General features: G+C 37.7%; 22 protein-coding genes and 1 pseudogene. 3 read left to right on the forward strand and 20 right to left on the reverse strand.

Features of this window, described 5'->3' with window-relative positions; all coding sequences use genetic code 11:
- Positions 1-265: 265 nt before the first annotated feature.
- Positions 266-1,249 carry an IS481 family transposase gene (locus Q9M50_02225; GenBank protein MDQ7089449.1) on the forward strand — a complete coding sequence of 328 codons (984 nt, stop codon included), beginning with the start codon at positions 266-268 and terminating at the stop codon, positions 1,247-1,249.
- 140 nt (positions 1,250-1,389) lie between these two features.
- Here the strand turns inward: Q9M50_02225 and merA are convergent, their stop codons facing one another.
- The 16 genes from merA to Q9M50_02305 form a co-directional block, all read right to left on the reverse strand.
- Positions 1,390-3,027 carry a mercury(II) reductase gene (merA, locus tag Q9M50_02230; GenBank protein ID MDQ7089450.1) on the reverse strand — a complete coding sequence of 546 codons (1,638 nt, stop codon included), beginning with the start codon at positions 3,025-3,027 and terminating at the stop codon, positions 1,390-1,392.
- A 14-nt stretch (positions 3,028-3,041) separates the two neighbouring features.
- Positions 3,042-3,362 (reverse strand): cation transporter, encoded by a 321-nt coding sequence (locus tag Q9M50_02235; protein ID MDQ7089451.1) that lies wholly within the window; start codon positions 3,360-3,362, stop codon positions 3,042-3,044.
- A gap of 16 nt (positions 3,363-3,378) precedes the next feature.
- On the reverse strand, positions 3,379-3,747 hold the full coding sequence (locus tag Q9M50_02240) for a mercuric transporter MerT family protein (protein MDQ7089452.1): 369 nt from the start codon (positions 3,745-3,747) through the stop codon (positions 3,379-3,381).
- Between the two features lie 46 nt (positions 3,748-3,793).
- Positions 3,794-4,231 (reverse strand): MerR family transcriptional regulator, encoded by a 438-nt coding sequence (locus Q9M50_02245; protein ID MDQ7089453.1) that lies wholly within the window; start codon positions 4,229-4,231, stop codon positions 3,794-3,796.
- On the reverse strand, positions 4,231-5,136 hold the full coding sequence (locus Q9M50_02250; GenBank protein ID MDQ7089454.1) for a cation diffusion facilitator family transporter: 906 nt from the start codon (positions 5,134-5,136) through the stop codon (positions 4,231-4,233). Before Q9M50_02250 ends, Q9M50_02245 begins: the two co-directional genes overlap by 1 nt.
- 1 nt (position 5,137) lies before the next feature.
- Positions 5,138-5,761 (reverse strand): cation transporter, encoded by a 624-nt coding sequence (locus tag Q9M50_02255; GenBank protein MDQ7089455.1) that lies wholly within the window; start codon positions 5,759-5,761, stop codon positions 5,138-5,140.
- A 64-nt stretch (positions 5,762-5,825) separates the two neighbouring features.
- Positions 5,826-8,915 carry a CusA/CzcA family heavy metal efflux RND transporter gene (locus Q9M50_02260; protein ID MDQ7089456.1) on the reverse strand — a complete coding sequence of 1,030 codons (3,090 nt, stop codon included), beginning with the start codon at positions 8,913-8,915 and terminating at the stop codon, positions 5,826-5,828.
- Between the two features lie 16 nt (positions 8,916-8,931).
- Positions 8,932-10,176: an efflux RND transporter periplasmic adaptor subunit gene (locus Q9M50_02265; protein MDQ7089457.1), complete on the reverse strand. Its 1,245-nt coding sequence runs from the start codon at positions 10,174-10,176 to the stop codon at positions 8,932-8,934.
- A 4-nt stretch (positions 10,177-10,180) separates the two neighbouring features.
- Complete coding sequence (locus tag Q9M50_02270; protein MDQ7089458.1) at positions 10,181-11,515, reverse strand: TolC family protein; 1,335 nt, start codon at positions 11,513-11,515, stop codon at positions 10,181-10,183.
- 168 nt (positions 11,516-11,683) lie between these two features.
- Positions 11,684-12,109 (reverse strand): hypothetical protein, encoded by a 426-nt coding sequence (locus Q9M50_02275; GenBank protein MDQ7089459.1) that lies wholly within the window; start codon positions 12,107-12,109, stop codon positions 11,684-11,686.
- Positions 12,110-12,381: 272 nt separating this feature from the next.
- Complete coding sequence (locus tag Q9M50_02280) at positions 12,382-13,134, reverse strand: IS110 family transposase (protein ID MDQ7089460.1); 753 nt, start codon at positions 13,132-13,134, stop codon at positions 12,382-12,384.
- 5 nt (positions 13,135-13,139) lie between these two features.
- On the reverse strand, positions 13,140-13,355 hold the full coding sequence (locus tag Q9M50_02285; GenBank protein MDQ7089461.1) for a transposase: 216 nt from the start codon (positions 13,353-13,355) through the stop codon (positions 13,140-13,142).
- Positions 13,356-13,633: 278 nt separating this feature from the next.
- Positions 13,634-17,767: a hypothetical protein gene (locus tag Q9M50_02290; GenBank protein MDQ7089462.1), complete on the reverse strand. Its 4,134-nt coding sequence runs from the start codon at positions 17,765-17,767 to the stop codon at positions 13,634-13,636.
- 87 nt (positions 17,768-17,854) lie between these two features.
- Positions 17,855-17,977 carry a hypothetical protein gene (locus Q9M50_02295; GenBank protein ID MDQ7089463.1) on the reverse strand — a complete coding sequence of 41 codons (123 nt, stop codon included), beginning with the start codon at positions 17,975-17,977 and terminating at the stop codon, positions 17,855-17,857.
- 1 nt (position 17,978) lies between these two features.
- On the reverse strand, positions 17,979-18,824 hold the full coding sequence (locus Q9M50_02300) for a hypothetical protein (GenBank protein MDQ7089464.1): 846 nt from the start codon (positions 18,822-18,824) through the stop codon (positions 17,979-17,981).
- A 117-nt stretch (positions 18,825-18,941) separates the two neighbouring features.
- Positions 18,942-19,535 (reverse strand): hypothetical protein, encoded by a 594-nt coding sequence (locus Q9M50_02305; GenBank protein MDQ7089465.1) that lies wholly within the window; start codon positions 19,533-19,535, stop codon positions 18,942-18,944.
- Between the two features lie 217 nt (positions 19,536-19,752).
- Here Q9M50_02305 and Q9M50_02310 point away from each other — a divergent pair, with 217 nt between their 5' ends.
- Both Q9M50_02310 and Q9M50_02315 read left to right on the forward strand, forming a co-directional pair.
- On the forward strand, positions 19,753-20,223 hold the full coding sequence (locus Q9M50_02310) for a transposase family protein (GenBank protein MDQ7089466.1): 471 nt from the start codon (positions 19,753-19,755) through the stop codon (positions 20,221-20,223).
- Positions 20,224-20,249: 26 nt separating this feature from the next.
- A pseudogene (locus tag Q9M50_02315) lies at positions 20,250-20,681 on the forward strand (transposase family protein).
- Here the strand turns inward: Q9M50_02315 and Q9M50_02320 are convergent.
- From Q9M50_02320 to Q9M50_02335, 4 genes are all read right to left on the reverse strand, one after another.
- On the reverse strand, positions 20,655-21,881 hold the full coding sequence (locus Q9M50_02320; protein MDQ7089467.1) for a hypothetical protein: 1,227 nt from the start codon (positions 21,879-21,881) through the stop codon (positions 20,655-20,657). The pseudogene Q9M50_02315 and the gene Q9M50_02320 overlap by 27 nt on opposite strands.
- The gene (locus Q9M50_02325) at positions 21,853-22,341 is read right to left on the reverse strand and encodes a hypothetical protein (protein MDQ7089468.1); all 489 of its coding nucleotides are present in this window, start codon (positions 22,339-22,341) and stop codon (positions 21,853-21,855) included. Before Q9M50_02325 ends, Q9M50_02320 begins: the two co-directional genes overlap by 29 nt.
- Before the next feature lie 62 nt (positions 22,342-22,403).
- Entirely contained in the window at positions 22,404-24,293 is a 1,890-nt protein-coding gene (locus Q9M50_02330; protein MDQ7089469.1) for a hypothetical protein, read from the reverse strand.
- 12 nt (positions 24,294-24,305) lie between these two features.
- Positions 24,306-25,649, reverse strand: a complete 1,344-nt coding sequence (locus Q9M50_02335; protein MDQ7089470.1) for a poly-gamma-glutamate biosynthesis protein PgsC/CapC — start codon at positions 25,647-25,649, stop codon at positions 24,306-24,308.
- Positions 25,650-25,653: the final 4 nt, after the last annotated feature.

Below are 25,653 nucleotides of genomic sequence, written 5' to 3' on the forward strand. Positions count from 1 at the left end.
TACCTTACTAAAAAACATCAAATCTCTCAGAACATTATATTATATGTGTCTATGATGATCAAAACCTAACGCCAAGCTCACCGGCAAAATAAAGTGTAGTGAGGAACAAGCGGAGCTTTATTTTGTCCGAGTGTAGCGCCTTGTTATGTGCTTTTTGATATGTCAGGAACCGTGTGATTATATACCGACAAGAAGCGGGTCTTTATTCCAAGCAAAAAGCATAATGTCGGAAGTTCTCAACGCTATTAAAAATTAACCAAATCCTATGGCTTATCAACTACATTCTGAAGCACGCACAACACCCAAGATTCGAGCTGAAATTCAGGCCTCAACACTTGGTCTGACAAAGTTAGCTAAAAAATACAATATCACCAAAGCAACCGCTTTAAAATGGCGTGGACGCGATGAGGTTGAAGATCGTTCGCATCGTCCACACAAACTTAATACCACCTTGAACGAGGCTCAGGAAGATATTGTCGTTGAGCTGCGCCGCTTTTTACTGTTACCGATTGATGATTTGTTAGTTGTTACCCGCGAGTTTATTAACCTCGATGTTTCTCGCTCTGGATTAGGACGCTGCTTAACCCGTCATGGCGTGGGTAATATCAGGGCTTTAAGAGCCGAACAGAACCCAAGTGAAGAGAAAACAGTCTCCAAAAAAGCGTTTAAAAATTACGCGCCTGGCTTTATTCATATCGACATCAAATATTTACCCAAAATGCCTGACGAAGCCCATCATCGTTATTTATTTGTCGCCATTGATAGAGCCACACGTTGGGTTTACTTTCGTATTTATGCTGACCAAACCCAAGTCAGTAGCGTTGATTTCCTACGGCGGGTAACTGAAGCTTGCCCCGTTCACATTAATAAAATATTGACGGATAATGGTACTCAATTTACTGATCGCTTTACCAGCAAGGAAAAGCAAGCTACAGGCAATCATGCGTTTGATAAGGCTTGTACCGAACACGCAATTGAACATCGACTCATTCCGCCACGCCACCCACAAACTAACGGCATGGTGGAACGATTTAATGGACGCATCAGCGAACTAAATAAACAAACCCACTTCACCAGTGCGGCTGAACTTGAAGCTACTTTATATGCCTATTTGAAAGTTTACAACCACCAAATTCCGCAACGTGCCTTAAACCATCAAACACCAATACAGGCATTAATGGAATGGCAAAAAACAACCCCCGATATTTTTACTAAAACCGTACATAATCATACGGGTCTTGACAAATAACCAACCAACGGACTCTGATATTAACAGGTAAAATCAAGCTGGCTGACCCTCTTGATTGTTTTATTGAGTTTATTGGTGTTTCCTGTTATTTATAGCTTTGTTTTACAACAACAAGAAAATCGGTTGCAAAATTAACCCTATTAACCCGCACAACAAGAAAGTTCGTTGACATCTTTATTAAACGTTTGAGCGCAAAGTTTAATCCCTTCGACCATGGTTAAATAAGGAAATAATTGCCCTGCTAATGTTTCAATCGTCATTTTATTATGAATGGCTAAGACAGCGGTTTGAATCATTTCACCTGCTTCGGCTGCTAATATCTGCGCCCCGATTAATTGATGGCTTTCAGCCTCCATGACCAGCTTGACAAACCCTTGGGTTTCAAAGTTCGCCAGTGAACGCGGTACGTTTTCCAAAGGTAATAATCGACTGACTGTTTTAATATTGTTTTTATCGGCTTGAATTTCAGTTAAACCGACTGTTGCCATTTGGGGATCGGTAAACATCACAGCAGGCATGGCTGATAGATTAATCGCTGCATCACCGCCTGTCATATTAATAGCGGCACGCGTTCCTGCGGCGGCGGCAACATAAACAAATTGCGGTTGATTCGTACAATCTCCTGCGGCATAAATATGTTCAACATTAGTTCGCATATGATCGTCAATACTGATAGCCCCCTCTTTACCTGTTTTTACCCCAGCCTGTTCCAAAGCCAAATCTTTAGTATTAGGGGGTCGTCCAGTGGCGATGAATAAGTTATCAGCTTTAATTATTTGACCTTGTGTCGTTTTTACAGTAAATTTTCCCGACGAAATAAAGCCTTTTTGATAACTAATTATTTCAGCTTGGGTATTATTAAGAATAGTCATCCCTTCTACTGTTAAAATTTTATGCAGTTCTGCCCCTATATCAGGATCTTCATTAAATAATAAGGAATGTCGCGCCAATAAAGTAACCTTTGTTCCCAGCCTCAAATAAGCTTGTGCGATTTCCAAAGCAACGATAGATGAACCAATAACGATTAAATGTTTAGGTAATTTATCTGCTGCCAAGGCTTCTGTTGAGGTCCAATAAGGCGTATCAGTTAAGCCTGAAATAGGCGGAATACTTGCCGACGCGCCTGTTGCAATTAGAAAACGGTCGGCACTCACTTCAATGGATTTATTATTCGCTTGTTCAATAATAAGAGTATTGGCATTTTTAAAACGGGCATTACCTTTGATGAGCTGAATATTAGGATTTTTTTCTAAAATATTTTCATATTTAGCTTTTCTCAGCTCATCTACTCTGGCTTGTTGTTGTGCGAATAATTTTTTACGGTCGATAATAGGGGTTTGTTTTTCAATTCCCTCAAAAGAATGATGTTGTTGCAAATGGGCAATATGCGCTGCACGAATCATTATTTTTGAAGGCACACAGCCTATATTGACACACGTCCCACCAATCACAGGGTTTCGCTCAATTAAAGTGACGTTAGCCCCGTTTTCTACCGCCTTAATAGCACACGCAAACGCCCCTGAACCTGTCCCAATAATGGCAACATGCAATTGTTTTTGAGTGTCGGGTTTATCTAACTCGGTGACGGTGTAGCCTTTATCGGTAATTTGGTTAATTAAAAAGGCTAAGGTACATTCACTTGTTACCGTTAAAATCCCCAGACTTTTAGGATGAGAGACTTCAATTTCCACCCCCTCAAACGCATTTAATTTTTTTTCAATGCCAGCGGCACAACCTGAACAAGTCATGCCTTCAATTTTTAAATGTTTAGTCCACATAATATTTTTCAGGGTTATTTTTTACGAATAGTCGCAGGATAACCTGCTTCTGTCGTTGCTTTAATTAATTTTTCTAGACTACTTTTTTTAGTATCAAAAGTAACCGTAGCCGTTTTTTTATCAGAATCTACCGTTACCTTTTGAACCCCGTTGACTTTTTCCAAGGATTTTTTAATAGTGAACTTGCACATAGCACAGGTCATATTTTGCATATCAAAGATCACTGTTTGAACACTTTTTTCTACTGTCACCTTTTCAGTCGTTTCGGCATAAACATTTTGCATCGCAAAAGGCATTAATAATAAACTGACACCTAAAAATAATTTCTTAATCATTATAATTCTCCAATTGTTATCCCATCAACCAAGGCGCATACCAAGGAAAAGCCAGCAATGATACTATCACTATTGACACAATCCAAAAAATTAAGCGTTGGTTACGCAAAACTTTAGGATTGACACACATAGCCCCCTCTTCACAATTTTCTTCGGAGAGGTATAATTTCATAAAAGCCACCCAAATTAACAATAAAGTGAGTGCAAATAAAAAGGGTCTAATTGCTGTCATTGAGGTTAATGTACTCATCCACGCGCCACCAATCCCTAAAGACAATAACAATAAAGGTAGAACACAACAGGCCGATGCACCAATAGCAGCGAGTACCGCACCTGTTCCCAGCCAAGACAGGCTTTTATCGGGTTTTTCTTCTTCATTAGTCATAATAAATCTCTGTTAGTTTAAGTTATCTAAAAGTATAAACTCTGTACTATACTACAGAGTCAAGAGGTTTTTTTAATGCCTGAATTAAGGGACAATTATTAATTTCATCAGTTTCAGGACACTGATCAATAAAGTTTTCTAAGGTTGTTTTAATTTGTCGTAAATCATCTAACTTGGCTTTAACAATCGTTAATTTTTGTTCCGCCAATAATTTAGCTTCTGAACAATGCGCGCCATCATCTAATTTTAAGAGTGCTTGTATTTCTGTCAGTGTAAAACCTAAACATTTAGCTTGTTTAATAAATAATAGTTTCGATAAGGTTTCGTCAGAATAAGTGCGATAACCAGAACTGGGTTTATCGGGGATTGAGATTAAGCCACGTTGTTGATAAAAGCGGATGGTTTCAATATTGATATTCGCTTTTTTGGCTAATTTTCCGATAGTCAATTTGATTGCTTTGATTTGCATTATAAATTGAGCCATTAACTACATTTAGGATCATGTAACATCGCATTTTCAGCCTGTTTTTCAAGCTGAATTGTTGCATGTTCAATATGATAATGCGCGTGCAAATCGTGTTGGATTTTTTGTAAAAAATCATTGCTAATCTGCTCATCTGTTACCACTAAATGAACAGATAGAGCTGTTTCTGTGGTACTTAAAGCCCAAACGTGTAAATCGTGTAAATTCACTACTGAGGGCAAGCTGGAAAAATAGACTTTTATTTTAGAAATAGCTATATTTTCAGGAACAGCATCAATGGCAAGATTGAAGGAATCTTTTAATAAACTCATCGTACTAATAAGAATAACAATAGCTACCAAAATACTGATTGCTGGATCAATAATCATCAAATCTGTTTTCATAATCACCAGTCCAGAAATAACCACGCCAAGTGATATAACTGCATCGGCAACCATGTGTAAAAAAGCTCCTTTAATATTCAAATCCTCTTTTTGCCCTTGTACAAATAACCAAGCGGTAACAGAATTAATAATCACCCCGATGCCTGCAACAATAATAATAACAAGACTATCGACCTCATGAGGTTCATTAAATCGCCCGATAGCTTCCCAAACAATGCCGCCTAATGTCATCAGTAATAAAATCGCGCTGATATTAGAGGCGATAATAGTGATTTTTCGATAGCCATAGGTTCTTTTTTCAGAGGCAGATTTTTTAGATAATAGACTTGCTCCCCATGCTAAAATCAAACTAAAAACATCGCTTAAATTATGTCCAGCATCAGCTAATAAGGCCAAAGAAGAAGATGAAAGTCCATAAGCGACTTCAATACCCACAAAAACACTGTTAAGCATGATACCCAAGGCAAATGCTTTATTGTAATTTTGTACGCCGTGATGATGGTGGTGATGGTGATCTGACATGTTAATTTTCAACTGACGATTTATTTAGGGATGTTTTTTCATGGTATGCATCTTTTATAATATGAATGCCCCCATAAATAACCAGTATTGCAATGGCAACGCCAACAATTAGGTCAGGAAAACGTGAATCAAGCAGATAAACTAATAAACCACTGATGATAATCCCTATGTTTGCAATCACATCATTTTTAGAAAATACCCAGCTTGCCCGCATATGCACCTCGCCTGATTTATGCTTGGCAATCAGACGAAGACAAATAACATTAGCTACTAAGGCAATCATGCCTACGTAAATCATTAATAAAGATTCTGGCTCACTGCCCAATAATAAGCGGCGGGTAATATCAACTAAGACAAATAGACCCAATAGGATCTGAAACATACCACTTATTTTTGCCGCGTTTATTTTGACTAACGCCTCTTTTCCCACGGCATATAAACCAATGGCATACACAACCGCATCAGCAAACATATCCAGTGAATCTGCAATTAATGCGGTGGACTCACTAAGAAGCCCAAGGGTTAATTCAACAACAAACATTAGGCTATTAATACATAGCAGAATAATTAACACCCGACTTTCCGCTTTATTTTTTACCTCTAAATGACAACTACAATCTGACATGATATTTACTCTTTATTAAATTTAATTCAGTAAAAACATCCTGCGCCAACAGGATGTTTTCAATTTAAGACTTAACCGCAAACCATTTATATAAGGCGGGAATCACTAATAACGTGAGTAAGGTTGAAGTGACTAATCCCCCAATAACCACGGTTGCTAAGGGTTTTTGAACTTCTGAGCCTGTTCCTGATGCCAATAATAAGGGAATTAACCCTAATGCGGTAGTTACCGCTGTCATTAAAACAGGACGCATTCTTAAACACGCGCCTTTAATAGAGGCTTCATCAATCGGCATCCCATCACGTACTAATTGATTTAAATAGGTCAATAACACCATGCCATTTTCTAAGGCAATACCGAATAAAGCAATAAATCCAACCGAAGCAGGCACTGAAAGATTCTGCCCGCTAATCCATAAAGCAATCACGCCCCCAACTAACGCTAAAGGAATATTCAGTAAAATCAAGCCTGCATTTTTAAGCGAATTAAAGCTACTATAAAGTAACAATGAAATGATTAATAAAGTCACAGGAATCACAATAGCCAAGCGTTTATTGGCTTCTTGTTGTAACCGAAACTGCCCACCCCACGTCGTAAAATAACCTGGAGGCAGTTTGATTTTGCTATTAATCGCTTGTTGAGCTTCTTCCACAAAAGAAACAATATCACGATCAATCACATTTGCTTGAATACTAATAAAGCGTTGATTATTTTCACGGGTAATTTGCCGAGGCCCAATAATTTCTTTCACCGTGGCGACTTGTCCTAAAGGCACTTTAATGCCATTTTCCCCTGTAATTAATAGATTACGAATCACTTCAGGGGTGTTTCTATCTTGCTCTCGATAGCGTAATAAAATCTCAAAACGACGAATGCCTTCAAAAACTTGCCCTGCATTAACCCCGCCTATCGCACTACTTACAACGTCTTGAACATCCGAAATATTAAGCCCATAACGTGCAATCGCATGACGATCGGGAATAATCACTAATTGGGGTGTGCCTGATACTTGGTCAACTTGCACGTCTGCCGCGCCTTTCACTTGCTTAATCACGCTGGCAATTTCATCGGCTTTGGTTTTAAGTTGGGTTAAATCATCGCCAAATAATTTGACTGCTAACTCAGCACGAACGCCTTCTAATAACTCATCTACGGTCATTTCAATGGGTTGAGTTAAATTAGCCGTAATCCCTGGTAACTTTGCGACCACTTGACGAATTTCTTGCTCAATAAAGGCTTGATTATTCGGTTTTCGCCATTCGTCTTTCGGTTTTAAGATGACATACATTTCTGCTGAATTAATAGGGTCTGCATGCGCGCCAACTTCCCCACGACCAATTCGGCTAGTCACTTCAATAATTTCAGGGATTTTTAATAAACGCCGTTCAACAATTAAGGTATTGCGCTTACTTTCATTAATGGAAATAGACGGCGGCATGGTTAAGCGCACTACAATCGTACCTTCTTGTAATTTTGGGGTAAATTCAGAGCCTAAAAAAGGAAAAATAACCATACCTACGATTAATAACCCAACGGACATAATGACGGCAACCGAACGGTGTTGAATAAAATATTTCACCACAGGACGATACGGTGTTAACAGCGCGTTAAGAATACGTTCATCCAAGCCTATTTTATCTTGATCTTCCACCGATTTACGACGCATTAACACATCCGATAACACGGGGGCTAAAAACAGTGCGTAAATTAATGAGCCTAACATCGCTAAGGCAACCGTATAAGCAAGTGGTCTAAAGGTTTTTCCTTCTACACCTTCTAAGGTAAATAAGGGTAAAAAGACAATAATAATAATCGCAATCGCAAATAAAATCGGTTGTCCAACTTCACGACACGCGCGACTGACAACTGAAAAGTGAGATTCGCTGCGATCGGATTCACGTAATAAACGATCAACATTTTCAACCATCACAATCGTTCCATCGACCATCATCCCAATCGCAATCGCAAGTCCGCCTAAGGACATCAGGTTGGCGGATAAATTAAACAAGCCCATCGCAATAAAGGCAAACATCACTGAAAAGGGAATAGATAAAGCGACCACTAAACTAGGACGAAATCCACCCATAAAGATAAGTAAGACCAGTGCGACTAAAATAATTCCCTGTATCAAAGCGTTATTAACCGTGTTGACGGCTGATTCAACAATATCTTTTTGTTGATAATAAGGCACAATACTCACCCCTTCAGGCAAGGTTTTATTAATTTCCTTGATTTTATTTTCAACCCGTTCAATCACCGTTGAAGCATTTGTGCCGTAGAGTTTAATTGCCATCCCTGCAACCACTTCACCTTGACCATTATGAGTTTGCAATCCTCGTCGTAACGCACCGCCTATTTTAATTTCCGCGACCTCACTTAAATAAACCGCGCGTCCATCGACTGTTTTAACCACAATATTATTCAAGTCAGCAATGTTAGTGGCTAATCCCACTGAGCGGATAATAAACTGTTCACTGTTTTTTTCTAAATATTGCGCGCCTACATTCAGATTATTGGCTTTAATTCGTGCCAAAATCTCATTTAAAGTCAGTTGATAACGCAATAGCGCGTCAGGTTGTACTATCACCTGAAATTGTTTTTCAAAACCGCCAATACCGAGTACTTCGGTCACCCCGCGTACCGTTTGTAAATTGAATTTAACAATCCAATCCTGCATGGTGCGTAAATCTTCTAATGAATAACTATCGGTGGTATCGTTTAAATAATAAAATAGAATTAATCCCATCCCTGTTGAAATAGGTCCCATTGAAGGCTCACCAAAACTTGCAGGGATTTGATTTCTAGCTTCTTGCAAGCGTTCACCGACTAATTGTCGTGCAAAATAAATATCGACTTCATCCTTAAAATAAATATTGACTACTGATAAGCCAAAATTAGAGACAGAGCGAATTTTTTCGATACTGGGTAAGCCTGTCATTGCTGCTTCAACAGGATAAGTAACATACATTTCAATTTCTTCGGGGGCAAGCCCTTCGGTAATCGTGAATACTTGGACTAAATTAGGTGAAACATCAGGAAACGCATCAACAGGGAGTTGTTGATAACTGCGATACCCTGCAACCACAACCAGCACTGCAAGCACTAGCATTAATAGCCGACTTCGCAGGGATAAATTAATTATTTGATTAATCATGTCTTATTCCTTGCCTTTAATGGCTGTGACCTTCACTAAATTCACCTTTTTGTGACTGTGCTTTCAACACAAATGAATTTTTACTGACATAAGTTTGCCCCATGCTTAAGCCCTCTAAAATTTCGACTTGTTGTGAATCTTTACGTCCAATTTTTACCGTTTGAGGTTCAAATTCACCGTCTGCATGTTGAACAAAAACCACGGTTTTCCCTTCGAGGGTTTGCAAGGCTGATTGCGGTACAATCGTGTTCACCTGTACCTTTTCAATGGTGACCTCAGCATTGACAAATAAACCGGGTCGCCAATAGCCTTTAGGATTATCAATGCTGACTCGTGCGGTGGCACTGCGGGTTGCTTCGTCTAAAATGGGGCTTAACCAATTAATCACCCCTTTTGCGATGATGGCTTTACCTTTTTCCTTAAAGCGACTGGTAATCCAAACCGTCTGTCCTGTGTAAATATCAGGTAAATCTTTTTGATAAACGGTTAAATTAACCCAAACTTTAGATAAATCTGCCAGCGTAAAACTATTGGTATTGCCCTTAAAAATTTCACCTTGGGCTAAATGTTGTTTAATAATAATGCCATTTGCGGGCGCGTATAATTGATACAAACCCCTATTTTTATCGGTTCTGGTTAAAATAGAGCGAATCGCTTGTTGATTTAAACCTAACACCAGTAAACGTTGCTTTTCAGCCTGATATTTTGCTGACATTTCAGCGTGTGCCTGTTGTGCCGCCAGATAATCACGTTTTGCGGTAATCTGTTGTTGATACAAACTCTGTTCACGCTTTAAAGTGGTGTTGGCTAAATTAAGTAAACTATTCGCAGTAATCAAACGAGCTTTAGCATTAGTTAAATCCTGACTACTAAGAGTGGCTAATAAGTCGCCTTTTTTAATCGAGTCCCCCAACTGTTTATAAACCTTACGCACAATGCCTGAGACTTGGGGGGATACATGATGTAACCGTTGAGGTTCAACAACGATTTCACCTCTTAGCTCCAATGTTTTATGAATCATTCCTGATGAAACCTGAGCTAACTCAATTGAAAATTCCTTTAATTGAGCCTTTGAAAATTCAAGTTTACTTTCTTCATGCTCATCATGACTTTCATGTCCGTCATCTTCATTATGCTCATCATGTCTTTTATCTTCATCATGTTTTTCATGTGTTGTTTCTGAATGATTATCTTCTATCGCAAAAAGATAAGTGGGATTTAATAGACTCGCCATAAAAAGCGATAAAATTAAAAACTTCATAAAATTATTGCTCCGTTTTTTCAGCTAATGGGGTTAATGCACTGCCTGTTAGCCGCTCAATTTGAGCCACATTCAAGTGATAATCGGTTAATGCGCGTAAGTATTGGGTTTGCACACTAAATAATGTGCGTTGGGCATCTAATAAATTAAGTAAATTGAATTTACCTAGTTGATAGCCTTTCTGAGCAATTTTATAAGCACTGTTAGCACTGGGTATCACTACTTCATCTAAGGTTTCGATTTCTTGATAAGCTATTTGTAATTGCTGGTAAGTAGTATTTAATGCGGTTTTAATGTTGAGTTGACGGCTACGCTGTTCATCTTCTGCTTGACTAACACGATATCGCGCTGCCGAAATATTACCTTGATTACGGTCAAATAAGGGTAAAGGAATAGAAATACCCGCTAACATTGCATATTCATTAGGAATTAAATTATTATTAATACCTAAAGTAACCGTCACATCAGGGATTGCTTTTGATTGTTCCAGTTCCATCAAGGCATGACGTTGACTAATTTCATCCGTCCAACGCGCTAAATCAGGATTTAATCTTAATTGTTCCCACAAATAACTGAGCGTCGGTAATTTTTTAATCGTATTCAAATCACCTATTACCGATTCAAAATGTGGCTGATAACTTCCCCAGGTTGCCGCTAGTGTATTACGCGCCATCGCCAATTTTTTCTCAGCACGCATTAATTTAATGCCTGTTGTCGATTGCATTACTTGCGCTTTTATTTTTTCAACCGAAGCAACATTACCTGCTTCAAACAAAGCTGAAACCGTTGCAGTCATTTTATCGGCAACCTCCTGCATTTTTTTAGCTAATATTAATGACTCCTGAGCCGCCAATACCTGAATAAAGGCTTGAGCCACTTGAGTCAGAACATCCATGCGTTTAGTCTCATAATCCCAATTAGCCAGTTCTTGCGTTATTCCTGCCGCTTTAATTCTAGCCGCACGTTTACCGCCTAATTCAATCAACTGACTGAGTTCTAAACTCACCGCTTCACCATCAAATCCCTCATAAGCACTGTTTCCAAAGTTTGACGCACTGGCATTAAAGGTAGGATTAGGTCGTAAGCCTGCTTGTAATTGTAAGGCTTCTTGAATGCGAATTTCTTTAGAAAATACATCAAGATTAGGGTTTTGTAACAAAGCTAAACTTAATGCCTGAGATAAAACCAATACGCCTCTAGGTTCATCGGCATTTAGATGCGGTAAATTTGAAGTCACTGAGGTATTAGCAACAGCGTATTGTAAGAGTAAATAAAGTATCAGCCCTATGAATAAAGCGATACTTTTATTAGGGTAAAAAAAGTGTGATTGAAAATTCATAAAATCTCCCTGTTTACATAAACTTGGTCTTAAATAAAAGACCATTGGAGACTGAAAGCTTTGTTAGCTTAAATTCCAAGCACAAAAATCCTTGAAAAAAAAGCGGAATCATTGACAGATAATAGCGATTTAAACATTAAAAACACACGATTGCTAAACACGCGAATTTTAAATTTTAGAGTGAATCCAAGCCTTACCGATGACAAAAAAGTCTTTCAGCCATAAAATTAAAAAATTTATGCGACAATCGGGGGGGCGGATTTTGGGAGGGATAACTCGAAAATGCCAAAAAGAGGCATAGGGGGAAAAAATATTTTTTTGAATAGGAATAAAGCTATTTAAAACAGAACTTGTTAATAAAGTCTGCCCTAAATGTCCACCATGATCATAACTACAGACGCTACGACAATCTGAAAAATGTTGACTATCATCAGAGGTATTATTTTTTAAAACACTTTCTTGATGAACAGAGGATTGAATGGAAAAAATGGGGTGAGGTTGTTCAAGCATAGACCAATCATGAATATCAGTGACCATCCACGTTGATACCCAAAAAGTTGAAAATGCTAAAAAGTAAAACCCCAGTTGCTTCATATAACGATGCTTGTGAAATTGAAATTGAAATTGAAATTGAAATTATAAAAAATTTATTAATTTATAATCCTACCCTATATTTAATGTTTTTCCTATATTTTTTTAAAAAAATAATCCCCTATTTTAGTAACTGATGTTACGCAGTAGCTTGTTTTAAAATCTGAAACAAGGTGAAACAAGGAAACAAGGGGTCAGATACTGTCTTAAAAAGCAACTCTATTTTACTTTTATTTATTAAAAATTAAGCTTATTTTGATTTACTCTTTAAAACCCTAGCTCTTAATTTGGTAATTTATATCAAATGGTTTTTCTGACTTTAAGACACCATAGGACAAAATTAATAATTTTCTCATGACAGCGATTATCGCTACTTTTTTAGGCTTACCATTATTAACTAAACGCTCATAAACAAGCTTCAGCATTGGGTTGTATCGAATAGCGACAAGTGCTGGCATATAAAGCGATTTACGCAATCGTTTATGCCCAAGCTTAGATAAGGATGATTTATCAATGCTTGTACCTGACTGTATGATCTTAGGCGTTAATCCCGCATAACTGGCAATTTGTTTTGAACTTGAAAAGAAATTAATATCACCAATATACGCTAAAATACTCCATGCAGTACGCTCACCAATACCGTTAATGCTTGTTAATAATTTGACTTGCTGACTGAGACATTCGTTTTTTTTAACAATGTCCGCAATGTGTTTTTTAACCCGATCAATTTCATTATTAATCGCTTTTTGTAATCGTTTGATAGAACGCGATGTCTGTTTATTTACACTAGCTTCTAAATGATTATTTTCTTGTGTTTTAGACTTTTCTAATTGGTCACAGCGAGTGACTAAGCGTTGTATTGCTTCATAGTCTTTGCCTTTAGGTTGGTATGATTTCTTTTTGTAATCACCTGTTGAAACAGCATATTCACAATATCTGGCAATAAGCTGAGCATCTGCTTTATCTGTTTTATTACGATTTAATTCCATCTTAAAAAAAGCATGAGTAACCATTGGATTAACAACCATCACGTTTATTTTTTCTGGGATAAATATTCCGCTAAATGAAAGCTATAAACACCTGTTGCTTCGAGACAGGTATAAATCTTTTCGTTACTTTTATTCACCCATAAAAGAAATGCTTCAAACCCTTTGGTGCTATTAGAAAACTGTTTGTGAAGAGTGCGTGAATTAAGATTATAAGCCGCATCAAAGGTAAGTTTAGAAATATCAATTCCAATAAAAATCATCGTATTATCCCCAGTTAAGTGTAAACTAAAGATTGGATAAAATAACGTCATGGCATTCTTGTAACTATTCGTGCTCTTGCTTAGTTGCAGGCACAAGATACTGTTCGCATTTGAAGGCGTTATTAAAGAGAGGTAGGCACTAATCTGACCCACGATTTTTCTAATCAAGAGTACTTACAGTGTCTCTATCTCTCATCCAACCGTCATTGGATAGTGCCATTTATTTAACTAAATTAACACTGGAATCTAAGATACAAGCCAGCTTGCAAACCAAGGGGTCAGCCAGCTTGATATTCGGACTCATTGACCCATTCATCTATTCGTAAACGGGTTGAGCCTTGAAGATTAATTTTTACTGGCTCATTTTTTGTACTCACAAAATAACCGCGTTCCTGAGTAAAGCTTAAATCCGAAACGTGATCGTCAAAGCGTAATTTCACAAACTGATTACCTAACGCTTTAGGCTGATAAAAACGCAAACTGTGTTCACCTTTTGGCAAATAAACCGTAAACGTTTGCCAGCCTTGTTGACGTTTTAAATGAATTTTTTGCGGCGGTTTTTCATCTATCCTATAAAATAAATAAGCATCCACTTCAGGTAAAAAAGGGACATCATTTAAACGCGCTTCAATATGCAAACTAACACGTTTTAAATTTTGACTGAATAAAACTAAGCGTTGGTCGGAAAAAATCAGATGTTCATTGTTAGCAACATAAGGTAATAACGCTTTGCGTGTGCGAATAAACGGGCTTTCAGGCTGCCAACCTTCAATGTCTATAAAACGCAAACCTGCATTGGACTCCACAGATTCCACCGTTTGCCATTGCGTAAAGCGGGCGATGCGTTGCCACAAGGACTGTATTAACGCGTCATTCAGATATAACACCCGTAATTTTTCAGCAGGTAATAATATTTTTTCAATACCTGCCGCATCCGCTTCAAATAAACGGACATAGTGCATCATCCGTAATTTCGCTTGTTTCAAATTCGATATTTTTTCCAAATTCAAAACCTCCGCTACGGTTAAAACTTTCGCGCTAATGGTCAAAGAATCCGAGGGCGTAAACGGTAAGGTTTTAAGTTTTTTGGTAATGTCTTCATTTTTTGTTGAAAAACATTCCTTTTTATTGAGCGGTGTTTTTAACGGCGTGAACGGTATTTTTACCCGTTTTAAAGTCAATAAATGTTCAGCATTACGAATCGCTTGTTTTAATAAATGGAGAGGATGGCTACCTTTAGCAAGACTAGGAAAATTCGTCGCCCTAAAGGGATTAATTAACGCTAAATTTCCCTGTGTCAGCATAGGTAATTGCGGTAATTGCCAAAGTGCCCTAAAACTATACGGATTCAATCGCGGCAAAACCGTGAGCGGCATTTGCGCTTGTGATTCTTCCATCGTAATAGACAGTGTGGCTTGTTGTGAATAAATTGCTAACTCATGCCAACCTGCTCCCAATTGATATTCCAATTCGACTAACCCGCCGAGTTGCAACACCTTAACCGAAGTCAGCTCTAAACCTTGCGAGGGCGTATTATTGGTAAAGGGATATAATTGATGCTGTTCTATCCGATTTTCACCTGCACGGTCTTTAATTTCAACCCAACCATCAACCGCAGAATCCAACACATTCGCAGGATGCAAGGGTCGAATTTTAAATTTTAAGGTGCGCCCACCCAATAAAGACAACTGTAATGGACGTTCAGCGGTAGCGCGAAAGCCTTTGCTATACACATCCCGTTCTGGACTGTAATAAGTATCCGCACCTGCATAATCCTTAAAATAATGATTAGCCGTTTGCCAATGCTTTTCACTCGGTTGCTGATTTTGCCACGTTAACCATTGTTGATAATATTCCGCCTCGTGCTTGCCACAACTTCGCGCCACCTTATCACGTAACTGCAACCCTTTTAATAAGGACTCCGACCACAGTGGTTTTTCTGTTTTCCACGTTGCTAACGCGCCTACATAATCGGCATCTGTTTGAAACTTTAAACCGTTCCAAAACGCTTGTTTTTTAAGCGGCACTGGTTCGATTAAGTGCTGATAACTTTGCCACCATTGCAACTGATAAGCCGCTTTTAACAGGAGAGCTAAAGGCGGTTGTTCCATCAAGGTTAAACCTAATAACAAGCCGAAACGGTATTCCTTATTCTTTAATAATGTCTCTAATAAAAATTCTAAATTAGCACGGCTAGGTTGTTTTAAAACCTCACTCGCCGCTAACGATTGCAAGGCAAAATTATTGTGCTGTTGTTGGTATTTGAAACGTAATTTTTCACTCGCTTTGTTAGCAAGCGGTTCATCCGCATAAAAGAATAAATACCGCCACAAAGTTTCCGCTAAATAGGATTCACCTAACAAATGCAATAAATTTGCTTGTTCAAATTGAGCGCGATGACGTTCTAAACCTTCGGTATGTTGGACGATTTTTGCCCACAACTCTAAAGACTCGACCCACTGATTTTGTGCTTGATTTTGTTTTGCCATCCTATAAAGTTGCGCCAAACGTTTTGCATTGGTGCGATGCGTATTTTTAGATTCAGGCAACGCCACCGCCGCTTTATATAACCGCGCTTGGGCTTGAATTAATTGGACTAAAGGCAACCATTGATTTTTAAGTTGATTTTCAACCTCAAAAACTGCCTTCGGTTTTTCTAAAGGCGATAATAAGTCGTGTTTAAATTGCGTTAATAACGCGGCAGGATTCGTTTCTTGTAATCGCGCTAAAAAACTTTGTTCAGAAAAAACAAAACTTTTTGCACTGCGATATTGCACCGCAATCGCCACAGGCTGGGTCGAACTTTCATCACGCCAAATTTTAATGCGCTTAATTTTTTTAGCTAATGATAATTCAACAGTCGCGCTATCAATCAAAGCCCCTTCTTTAAAATGTTGTTCGATTAAACGATAAAATAAACGCCGTTTTTCTAAACTGGCACAGGGTTTAGATTTAAACCCTAAACGCGGTTGTAATCGTTCAAATTGTGAACACGACAATTCTTTTTTCTGCGGGGTAGGGTTTTTATTTTTATCAGGCGGTTCTTTTTTTATAAGGCTTAAATCATCAAATAATAAATGCTGATAATCTTTCACCGCGACTTCAAAAAACGTCTGCACAAAATCATCTAAATGAATATTTTTCTCATCACAACGCACTTCTAACGCTTTCGGTTGTTGGTCATCAAATTGCACCCATAAGCTCTGCTTTGGTTCACAAAACGATTTATCCACCACCAGTCGTAATTCACTGGCGGTGGAACGAGGTGGCAAAAAATATTCATTCGCCTGTGACGCACCTTTATTCGATAACGGGGTAAAAATCGTTTTACCAATACGCTTTAAAACCGCTTGTAAATGTTGTGGGGCAAGCGTCGGATGATGTTGTGTCCGTTGATAAGGTAATAGACGTTTGGGGGTGAAATAGGCGAGGTATTGTGATGGCTCACTGTTTTTATGATTGGGTAATAAATCTCGATAAAAGGTTCTAAAACCGCGTAATTGCTCCGATTCTCGCATTAACGGCGGATAATCAGGACGTTGTAACGCGGTTTGTTTTAATTGTTGAGTGGCGAACATTTCCGCCTCTTTCAGACTATTATCTTCTGCAAGTTGTTTGCTTTGTTGTGCTTTTAAAACCTGCGGTTGCGTGGGCAATAACCCGTGTTTGCGAATCTCTTCTACAGGTTGATGTGGCTCGTTTAAATTAGGAAATAAATAATCATGTTCGGTTTGGGTTAAAACTTGTAAATACAACGCTCTGTCCGCACTGAATTCCAGTGTGTGTTCACCTGTAGGAATTTCTATATAAGTTTCTTCGGTGCGACTTAATACCGCTGTTTTAAAATTGATTTCCAACTCATAACTACTATCAACACTGGTCGCTAAATTAACCGCGTGTTTTTCATTCTTATCTAAACGGTAATGAATTCGATAATCTTGGATTAAATCGTGGGCTTGTTTTTCAAACTGTAAACGGTGACGTAAAACAATACGTTTAGCATCGCCAGTTAAGGTGATTTTTTGAGTTTTATTTTTCGGTAAACGCCAGTAGAGTTCAGGAATTTGATAGGCTTCTGTGGATAATAATACCCAGTTTTTTGAAAAGGGAATTACATTTCGATACGGAGCAATTTCATCTAAAGAAACCGTACGCGAGACAAATAAACCGAGTTTTAAAGCGTTGTTATTCACTTGAATATGAACCAACAAAGGTTTTGATGCTTGAGGGGATAAAACTAACGAATAACCATCGGTCGATTCATAAAGAGACTCTTCAAAGGCTAAACCTGTGCCATCCGATAAGGTGAGTTTAATATCTTCGGGATTTATTTTTTTATTCGGTGAATATAAACGCACACTTTGATAACGAGGCAAACGAAAACTGACTTCTTGTTCGGGTTTTAAAGTCACTAAGTGCATTTTTAATACGTCGTCATACTCCGCTTTGACCCCATTGACGTGCATTGGAAAGCTACTGATATTGTCCCAACGTAACGCTTATTGATAGCTTTCTAATAAGCGTAATTGCATCGCGTCTATTTTTGCAAAAACCAACATCGGCATCAATAAAAAACACAGGCTCAATAATTGCAATACAGACCGTAGTGGTTTTAATAACATCTTATTCACCCTCAGCCAAACACACTAATAATTGTTGTCGCAAATCAACGTGTTTTAACAACGTATCACGCAGTTTTTTATTCATTTCCAAGTGCAAAAATCCTTGATGCCCTAAACTTTGTAATAATTGTCCTTGGCTATTGGTTCTCGCGCCTAATTCAGTGACTTCATAAGGATACAAAGACACTTTAAATTCGGTGCGTGCTTTTAAACAGTCAGCGACTTTCTGCACCCATAAGGGGGGGAACTGATTCCCCGCACTGATAATCATATCGCTATTGCGACCCGCAGCCGTTTTGCGTTTCTTAGCGGAAAATCCATGTAATTGAATAATTCGTCCTTGTGGGTAATTTTCTGCAAAAACCTGTGTCACCGCTTGCCAATAGCTTTGATAATTATGCGCCATATCGACTTTTTTACGCGGTACGCTATTCCAAATCGCGGCTTTAAAACGGCCTTCTGAAAATAAAAGTCGCGCGATTTTTCCTGTGTGTAAATCACTTTTTGCATGGGGGGCTTGTAATAACCACGGTTTGGTTTTTTCCGAACGTAAAGCAATAAAACCACGCCCTTGTATTTTTTGCTCAGACAAAAATACAAAAGGGGGTTCAATAACAGATTTAAAGCCTAAACTCTGCCATAACTCGGTTTTTAACGGTGTTTGCAACGCTTGTTTAAAATGTATTTTAAATGGGGTTAATTGTTGGGTATCTGGGCTGACAAAATCCTGATTCGAAAACGCGTATTTAAACTGTTTATCAATCATCTCTGCTTGTATTTGAGTTGTAAGCATAAGCATCACAATAAGCGAGAACCGTTTAGAGCGAGTATAAGGTTTACTTTTCAAACTGCACCTCCCGATAAAAACGTCTTAATTCATACTCACCTGCCACAATTTGTGCCAAACTTAAATAAGTATCTCCCATCTGCTCTGAACTAATTTCCACTTGATACAAACCTACGGCTAAATCGTGATTAAACGGAATAAAAAACTTTCACCGGCACTTAATGATTTAGACGCATACAGTAAAATACTTTCTTCCCCTTCTATCGCCCGAATATCATAAAGCCGCTGTTTAAACGTCCATTTTTTAAACACCTTTTTATTAATCAATGTTTGAGGGTTGACGGCTTTAAGCGTCACTTTAATTTGTGAGCGTTTTTGTTCGCCCAAGGCTCGGTATAAACGCGCTGATAAAACCGCATCCTCACCCGTATGTTGATACATAAAACGTAAGCGTGGTTTTAACTTAAAAATACGGCGTTTTAAATATCGCCGCCCCGAACATTTAGGCGTATTATTTAATAACCAACGTCCATAATGAGCAGGGTTTAAATGAAGCTGATGGTTTCCTTTCTTCAAGTTGGGTAAGGCTAATCGCGCTTGTTGTCCTGCCATTGGACTTTTTACAACCTGTTTTCCATCGACGGTCACCGAAAGATTAACGCGCTTTTTATCAGGATTTAAAAACCATAAATCAGGCGAAAAATTTTGTAACTGATTCGGTGCTTGTAAATAAACTAGGGCGTTTTTAGTGGGCGATAATTCACAATACACACTGCCTAAAGCCTCATCACGTAACGCTGGTTTATCGTAAAGACTTAATAGACTTGTTCTTCTAAATAAAATATATTAAAATCAATTGCTTATATATACTTGATAACACTCACAATCAGTTGATACAGCCTAATAAATAAACTTTAAATTAAATTATTAAAAATAATAAATAAGCTTTATAATAAATTTCTATAAAAAATAAAAATCAAAGTATAACATGAAAATAAAAGAAATTTTACCAAGAATTTATGATGATAGACAGTTAAGAGCTTTAACAGGATTAAAAACAGAACATTTTATTTTACTATTATCTCTATTTGAAAAGACCCTTATTGAAGATCAAAAAGAAAAACATGAAAATAAAGAAAGAAAATACGGTAGTGGTTTAGATAGCACATTAAAAACACCCGCAGACAAATTATTATTTATATTAAATTATATGAAGTGTTATTCTACTTTCGATCACTTAGGGTTTTCTTTTAATATGAATAAATCATGCGCCCATACTCATGTATACAAATTATTTCCAATTTTAATAAAGACGTTAGATATATTTAATGTTTTACCTGCAACAAGTTTTTCAACCCCTGAAGAAATGCAGCAGGCTTTTGGCGGAGTTCAAACATTGATAATAGATGCTACAGAGCTTGCTGTACAACGCCCTAGTGACTATGAAGAACAAAATTAATTTTACAGTGGTAAAAAAAACAGCATACAATTAAAAATACCACTATAGCTTCTTTAGGTCATTTAATTTTATATATTGGGGTTAGTTTTCCAGGTAAAAATCATGATTATGGAATGTTTAAAAAAGAATTTAATCCAGAATTAAATTGGTTTAGTAATTTTAATATATTTATTGATTTAGGTTATTTGGGGTTTAATAATGAATATAAAACTAATTCGGTAAATATTCCTCATAAAAAACCAAATAAATCTAAGCATAATCCAAACCCAACATTAACTGAAAATCAAAAAAAAGAAAACAAAGAGATGAGTCGTGAAAGAGTCATTGTTGAGCATGTAATCGGTGGAATGAAAAGATATAGATGCCTAGTTGACAAGTTTAGAAATAAAAAAGAAGGTGTAAAAGATTTATTTTCTTTTTTAGCGGCTATCCTATGGAATTTTAACATGATATATTAACTTCTTCTTAAAGAACAAGTCTAATAAATAATGGGCTTGATACGGTTTTTCAGGTAAAAATTCATTCCATAAGTAGTCATTCGCTAAAAGATCTTCTTTTTCTTCTGGTGGATGATATTGCCCGATGACCCATAATAATTGCTGCTGTTTAAAAAGCGGTTTTAGATCCATAGGCTGAATGGGAAACCAGCTCGGTTGTAATAATTGTTTGTCCAGACTCACATAGGAATCTTCTGGAATTTTATTGCGCTTAATCAAGCCTGATGGTTGAATATAAGCATTCACTAATGTATTTTTTTGCAGTGATTTAAAACGAACGGATTTAACGGCTTCAGGTAACAACCAATAAAAACTTTCAGGGTCGCTAATGCGTTCAACATCGGTAATGGATTTTAAACGGTCATAAATTGAAGCAGGCTGGATTAGGTTAATTGAACCTCGGTTTAAAACGGTTTGTTGGGCATCTAGCCATTGATACTCTAAAACTGTTGATGCTTTCGTCAAAATCTCTGGGCTAAAAAATCGCCGTACATCAAAACGCATCGGTGTGGCTAATCCGTTTAAATGTTCAATTTTAAAATCCATATTAACATTGGTAAAATAGCTTTTTATTCGTAAGGGTTCGGGGGTAATATCTTGCTGTATGCCATCGCCATTATCTAAAGTCACTTTGATAATAACCGCAGCCAGTGGACGAACGTCTAAGAGTCCACCTTTTAATGGATAGCTGGGAATATTATCGGCTTTCCAAATGCTCTTGTGTTGCCAGCGTTCTTCTCTGCCTCGTCCAAACCAGCGTAAATTCATCGGAATATTGTCAGGTAGGGGGGAGCCATCTAACATTTTAAATTCAAAACGAATTAAACCGCCTTGTTCTGGAATGGGAATCATCACAGGATGACTCGCATCCGCTTGTAACCCAGCTAATAAAACTGCGGGTTCAATTTTATCTTCGCTAATATCTTTTAGAATGTATAAAATTTTACTTTGGTATTCCTGCCCTTCAATACCGACAGGGCCTAAAGGCTGCCATTGATTTTTTAGTAAATTAATTTGTTCCGCTTCCGCTTCCGATAACATTTCAGCGGGAAAAACATTGCCTTTTGCTAAGGATTTTTGTTGTTCAGCGTTTAATCTACGCCATAAATTTCCAACTCGATGCGCAGATAATTTAACAGGGGGCGTAAGCTCGCATGACAACCCCTTTTATATCGGCTTGACGATGATTTAAACGGATTCGAATAAATCGTGCTTGTTCTAATCCCTGTAAACCGACCAAAATCATCCGTCCATCTAAAACAATAACTTTATCGCTCGCATAATGGTTTCCATAATAAAACTCGGTTGGACTTTTTTGATAGGCGGTTAAAGCGGCTCGTTGATGATAAATATGTTGATTTAAAACGGACTCATCCGCGGCTAAAATTTGATATTCCAAACTATAAGACCAGCGTGTATCAGGCAAACTAGAGTCGATTTCATCTATATGGGCGTTGCTAATAATGCGAATTTTTGGACTGTTGTCAGGAATCGCGATGGTTACCCATGTTTCTTCATCTAAAGGATAAACAATACTGGTTTTAATATTCGTCGCGCTTAAATCGTGTTTTGATTTTAATGCCTGTAAATGTTGCTGAGATTTATCCCAAAGTTGTGGCAAATACCAAGCGAATGCGAGCAATATCAGTATGATCAATAAAAAGGGACGAGTATAACGCCGCATTAGGGTTGCCCAACCTGTAACCAAAAATTACGCTGATTCACAAACTCTGCAAGCTGTGTGTTTAAGTCACGTGGCATTAATGATTTGATTTCTTGATTTCTAGGAAACAAATTTGCCACCGCCATTAATTGTTGCTGATTATTATGTAATAACAAAAATGCTTGGCGACTGCTAATATCAATCAAGCGTGAAATGGTATAAGCTTGTGTTTCTGCTTGCTGTTTAATTGCTTGCAATTGCAAGATGTCATGACTGTTTGTATAGCGGGCAGTTAAGCCTTGTATATTGTTCAGTTTATTATCTGAACTTAATTTTTGTTGCTGTAAATAACTCAATAAATCGTCATTACGTGTTTGAATCCCTAACGCATTAAATTGGGCGGCTTGCCAAAAATTTTCATTTTGCTGACTGTAGTTATTTCGTGCCTCAAGTGAAACCCATAATAAAGCAAAGCTTTTATGTTGCGTGGCATTTAAGTATTTTGCTTGCGCGTTATTGCCGACTTCATAACCTATACTTTCTTCCGAGCCATCGACCAGATGAATTTTTAAACTATCGCCTTCTAAAGTTTCCAGTAATTGTTTTTTTAACGTATTCAACGTACGGCGTTGTTCATACCCTTGTTTAAACGCAATTAACACATCGGCATCAATAAACGCGTGTTCTATTTTATGGGAAAATGCACGGCTACTAATCATTAGTAACGGTTGTTCAGGGGCGGTACGTAACGCGACCTGATTCACCAAATTAAACAAACTCACGCTATTATCAGGATGAAGTAAATCCGAACTGCCATTCATATTTGCATAAGGATGCGTGGTTGCAACCATCAAAATTTGTGCTTGCAATCGCTCAAATAACGCGGTGGCATATTCAAAGCTATTCACATCAAACAAAGGTCTCGGAACTTGTAAGCCATAGTTATCATGCGCGCCTAAACGAAACACATATAACCCCCAAAAGCGTTGCGAGGACTTTTCTTGCAAAATAAGATAGTGCCGTTGTGTTCCTTTATGATGATAGCGAATTAACTGATAATTCATCACGGCGGCTGCTTTATTGATGACCTCTAAATCATCCTCTAAATTTTGCGTCCAGTGATTGCCCTTTAATTGATATTGCTGCAATAATTGCATTAAGGGGGTTAATACTTTTTCATCTAAAAATAATAACTCACCTTGTTTAGGGGTTTGATATAAATCACTGCCCCGTGCGGCAATATCATCTTTACGATTTAAAATCCAATCTTGTAAATAACCTTCAATACTCAAGGCTTGTTCTAAAATACTGACATGAAATTCTTTTAATAATAAGGGGCTAAATATTAAGCGTCTTACCGCCTGTTTATTTAACATTAACTCCGCAAAACCATAAGCACTGTCATCACGCTGCAAACTCACAAAAGGCGGTGTATTCCACTCTATTTGCCATGTTTTAAGCGATTTTTTTATTAACGGTAGATTTAAATCCGTGGGAATTTTAGACGTAAACCATAAGGTTGATTCCAAACCTTTAGCTCTGATTTCGCCTTCTTGACGACGCTTTCCCGCCACTAACCGTGCCGTTTTATCGGTATACGTCCGAATTTGCAAACTATTATGCCGACTCATAATATGATGAAAATAATGAAAAAAACTACGACGACTTTGCAAAGCATCCGCCGACAAATCGGCTTGCGCCTTTCTGTTGCTACCTGCAATTGCTAAGCTACGCGCATTTAAGGTTTTAAATAAATTCATGCCCGCATCAAACGCGCCTTCTTCATCTAAAGGGGCAGGAACTTCTAAGCCTAATTTAGATTTAGTTTGGGTATCTAAAACATACACGCCCCAACCTTTCAGCGTGTCTTTTTCATGTAGATAAAAATAACGGTTTTCAATAAAACTCAATTGATAATCCAATTACTGCAAATACAATCGTGCTTGTTGTAACTTATCAGCATCCGCGACTTTTAAATGCGCTTTAATCAATTTTAGAGCGTCTGAAAAGAGTTCTATTTCTTCCATCGTGGGCTTGATAAAACTGTTTTGCACTTTGGTTTGATAAAACGAAAGTCGGGCTTGCTCTAATAGACTGTTTAAATCTTGCGACGAAACGCTCAAAGGCTCAGCGGCAACGGCTTCATTTAAAATTATATCTGAATCTTGAAAAAGCTTTGAAATAGGCAGTAAAGTCAACGAAAACCCAACAATTCCTGCAATCAGAACCGACGCGAAAGAGGTGCTTAATGTCGCACCTAATAAACGCGAAAAAATGGCTTTATCATGGATTTTAATCGCAATCAGCGTGGCTAATAAATAACCAAAGCCGTAAAAATCAGTAATTTTAACTTCGGGAAACCACGCTAATAAGGCATAACCTAAAGCAATTTTATAGGCAAAACTGACATTAAAAAATAACAGTAATTTAGGCCCGCCTTCAATGGTCATTTTGTTTAAAATTGGGGCTTTTAATAACAGCATCGCCATTACTAAAATCACAGTTGACTCAACTACTGTCGCGGCAATTTTTATGGGTTCATACCATTGCAATGCTAACAGTGAAGGAATTAAAATTCCGTTAAAATCCCAGCCATATAATAAGTTCATCCTTGAGGCTAAAAAAGCGGTGCAAATTAAAATAATATACGCTTTCGGACTAGAGACAATTGAAGTGGCGACGCCTTCATATAAATAACCAATATTACTTAGGCTAAAATTGGTAAATTCCATTAAGCCATAACGCACAATTAATAGCGTCGAACCTAGGGTAACAATCAGCGGTACTAAGCCTCTAACAAACCCTGTTTTCCAAAATTGATTGGCAATTAAAGCAATAATAATTAAGCCAAAGCTATGTAATTGATTATGGTAATCAAAATTAATGTCCCAATAAGCATTCAGCCACTGGCCTATTTCGGGTAATAAATAACCATCAAAAAACAGTCGAATGACAATACTGCACAGTACCAGCGCGAAAAAACGGTCGCGCCCAAAAAGATTTGACCATGCGGCATAACGGGATAAATATTCCGATAAAAACCAGACGATAAAATACGTAATGAAACCTTCTAATAAAACCACGCTCGCTGCCCACGGTTTTATTAAGAGTAACGGCACTAAATAACCTGGGACAACTAAGCCCGATAACACCCAGCCTAATCTTAAGTTAAAAAAGCACACCACAAACATACCCACCCAAACCGTGGTAATCACGGAACTCGATAAGCTGCCTTGTGGAAAAATGTGTAAAGGAAAAATATCCACGCGT

It is taken from the genome of Methylococcales bacterium, assembly GCA_030949405.1.
GTDB lineage: Bacteria > Pseudomonadota > Gammaproteobacteria > Methylococcales > Methylomonadaceae > WTBX01.

What these genes read in the sequence shown, in the direction of transcription:
- Q9M50_02225 (MDQ7089449.1), top strand. Translation starts at nt 266, where the DNA reads ATGGCTTATCAACTACATTCTGAAGCACGCACAACACCCAAGATTCGA.
- merA (MDQ7089450.1), bottom strand. Translation starts at nt 3,027, where the DNA reads ATGTGGACTAAACATTTAAAAATTGAAGGCATGACTTGTTCAGGTTGT.
- Q9M50_02235 (MDQ7089451.1), bottom strand. Translation starts at nt 3,362, where the DNA reads ATGATTAAGAAATTATTTTTAGGTGTCAGTTTATTATTAATGCCTTTT.
- Q9M50_02240 (MDQ7089452.1), bottom strand. Translation starts at nt 3,747, where the DNA reads ATGACTAATGAAGAAGAAAAACCCGATAAAAGCCTGTCTTGGCTGGGA.
- Q9M50_02245 (MDQ7089453.1), bottom strand. Translation starts at nt 4,231, where the DNA reads ATGGCTCAATTTATAATGCAAATCAAAGCAATCAAATTGACTATCGGA.
- Q9M50_02250 (MDQ7089454.1), bottom strand. Translation starts at nt 5,136, where the DNA reads ATGTCAGATCACCATCACCACCATCATCACGGCGTACAAAATTACAAT.
- Q9M50_02255 (MDQ7089455.1), bottom strand. Translation starts at nt 5,761, where the DNA reads ATGTCAGATTGTAGTTGTCATTTAGAGGTAAAAAATAAAGCGGAAAGT.
- Q9M50_02260 (MDQ7089456.1), bottom strand. Translation starts at nt 8,915, where the DNA reads ATGATTAATCAAATAATTAATTTATCCCTGCGAAGTCGGCTATTAATG.
- Q9M50_02265 (MDQ7089457.1), bottom strand. Translation starts at nt 10,176, where the DNA reads ATGAAGTTTTTAATTTTATCGCTTTTTATGGCGAGTCTATTAAATCCC.
- Q9M50_02270 (MDQ7089458.1), bottom strand. Translation starts at nt 11,515, where the DNA reads ATGAATTTTCAATCACACTTTTTTTACCCTAATAAAAGTATCGCTTTA.
- Q9M50_02275 (MDQ7089459.1), bottom strand. Translation starts at nt 12,109, where the DNA reads ATGAAGCAACTGGGGTTTTACTTTTTAGCATTTTCAACTTTTTGGGTA.
- Q9M50_02280 (MDQ7089460.1), bottom strand. Translation starts at nt 13,134, where the DNA reads ATGGTTGTTAATCCAATGGTTACTCATGCTTTTTTTAAGATGGAATTA.
- Q9M50_02285 (MDQ7089461.1), bottom strand. Translation starts at nt 13,355, where the DNA reads ATGATTTTTATTGGAATTGATATTTCTAAACTTACCTTTGATGCGGCT.
- Q9M50_02295 (MDQ7089463.1), bottom strand. Translation starts at nt 17,977, where the DNA reads ATGTTATTAAAACCACTACGGTCTGTATTGCAATTATTGAGCCTGTGT.
- Q9M50_02310 (MDQ7089466.1), top strand. Translation starts at nt 19,753, where the DNA reads ATGAAAATAAAAGAAATTTTACCAAGAATTTATGATGATAGACAGTTA.